Genomic DNA, 1,965 nt, shown 5'->3' on the forward strand with positions numbered 1-1,965 from the left:
TGCTAAGTTAGCCTGAAAGATTTTTGTGAATGCAAAGTAAATGCAAAACAACCATAATTTACAGATAATCTTTCATCTAATTGGGCAACTTGAAACCCAACTGCAATCACTAAATTCAATAGATACTAAAGAGAATAGCAATCGATTAGAAGCAGTTCTTCAGCAGCTCGAACAGCTCAAGCAACAGCTCCGTCAGCTAGAGCAAACCATCCCCGCACGGAAATTTCTAGGCGATTCTTACTGGCGACTTCAACAGGCTGAGGCAAACTCTGAGCGGTTTCAGCAGCAGATCGATCGCCTGCAAACCCAGTTGCGGCAGATCAGCCGGGATTGTCAAATTGCCACTGCTGAACGAGATCAGTATCGGGGTCGGCTGGAGGCGATGGAGTCGAGCAAGTTTTGGCAGATTCGCACTCAATGGCTACAAATTCGGCAAAAGCTCGGCGGCAAGGAAAGCCTAGTCTGGACACCAGAACTTCCCTCCATCGAACAGATTGAATTAGAAATTGCCAAAGGGATTCCTCAAGAAACGCCCTACGATCGCTGGCGCAACGCGAATAGCCCCAGGCCTGCCGATTTAGAACGAATGGGGCAAATGGCGGAAATTTTACCTGCGAAGCCATTAATTAGCGTCTTGATGCCTGTTTACAATACTCCCGAATCCTACTTGCGATTAGCGATCGATTCGGTCTTGGCGCAGGTTTATCCCCATTGGGAACTGTGTATTGCAGATGATGCTTCAATTGAGCCGCAGGTGCGATCGATTCTGGAAGAATACACAGCGATCAATCGGCGAATTAAAGTCACCTTTCGCTCAGAAAATGGTCATATTTCTGCTTGCTCGAATTCGGCTTTGGAGCTTGCGACTGGAGAATTTATCGCGCTGTTAGACCACGACGATTTGCTGTCGCCGGATGCTTTGTTTGAAATTGCGCTGCTGCTAAATCGCTATCCTAAAGCCGACATAATTTATTCAGATGAAGACAAAATCGACGAGCAGGGACAATTTTCAGAACCCTACTTCAAACCCGATTGGAGTCCTGATAGTTTTCTATCACGAATGTACACCTGCCATTTAGGGGCATATCGTCGATCGATTGTGAGTCAAATTGGCGGATTTCGGATTGGCTATGAAGGCAGCCAGGATTATGATTTAGTGCTACGACTCAGCGAAAAGACGCAGAACATCTTCCACATCCCCAAAATTCTCTATCACTGGCGAATTCATCCTCAATCGACTGCCCAATCTGCTGCTGCGAAACCCTACGCCTACGATGCATCCGATCGCGCTTTGGCTGAAGCCTTAGAGCGCAGAGGTGAACCCGGAAAATTATTGCCGATCGAAGGTTCTCCCGGTAACTATATTGTGCGCTATCAGATTAAGGAACACGATTTAGTTAGCGTAATTGTTCCCACTAAAGATAAAGCAGATTTGCTCGATCGCTGCTTAACTTCTATTTTTGAGAAGACCACTTATCCAAATTACGAAGTCATTCTAGTTGATCACAATAGCGTAGAGCCTGAAACGGCTGCTCTAATTCAAAAATGGCAGGCTCAATTCGATCGCTTTCAGTGTCACCGATTAGAAATTCCTTTCAACTATTCAAAACTCAACAATTTTGCAGTTCAGCAAGCAAAGGGCAAATATTTACTGTTTCTGAATAACGATATTGAAGTCATCACGCCAAACTGGATGACGGCAATGGTAGAACAGGCGCAAAGGCGATCGATCGGGGCGGTGGGAGCCTTATTGCTTTACCCGGATGACACCATTCAACATGCAGGGGTGGTTTTAGGAATCTGCGCTTACTCTGGACACAGCCACAAACATTTTTCGGCAACCGCATCGGGCTATCTTAATCAGGTGATTGGCATTACGAATTACTCGGCGGTGACTGGAGCCTGCCTGATGTGTAAACGCGAAAATTTTGAGGCAATCGGGGGCTTCGATGAGGATTTAGCCGT

At 46.3% G+C, this 1,965-nt stretch carries 1 protein-coding gene; it reads left to right on the plus strand.

Features of this window, described 5'->3' with window-relative positions; all coding sequences use genetic code 11:
* Positions 1 to 40: 40 nt before the first annotated feature.
* On the plus strand, positions 41 to 1,965 hold a 1,925-nt coding region (locus H6F80_RS14875; protein WP_199296593.1), incomplete at its 3' end, for a glycosyltransferase family 2 protein.

The sequence above is a fragment of the Leptolyngbya sp. FACHB-711 genome (assembly GCF_014695615.1).
In the GTDB taxonomy this organism is placed as follows: domain Bacteria; phylum Cyanobacteriota; class Cyanobacteriia; order Elainellales; family Elainellaceae; genus Leptolyngbya_A.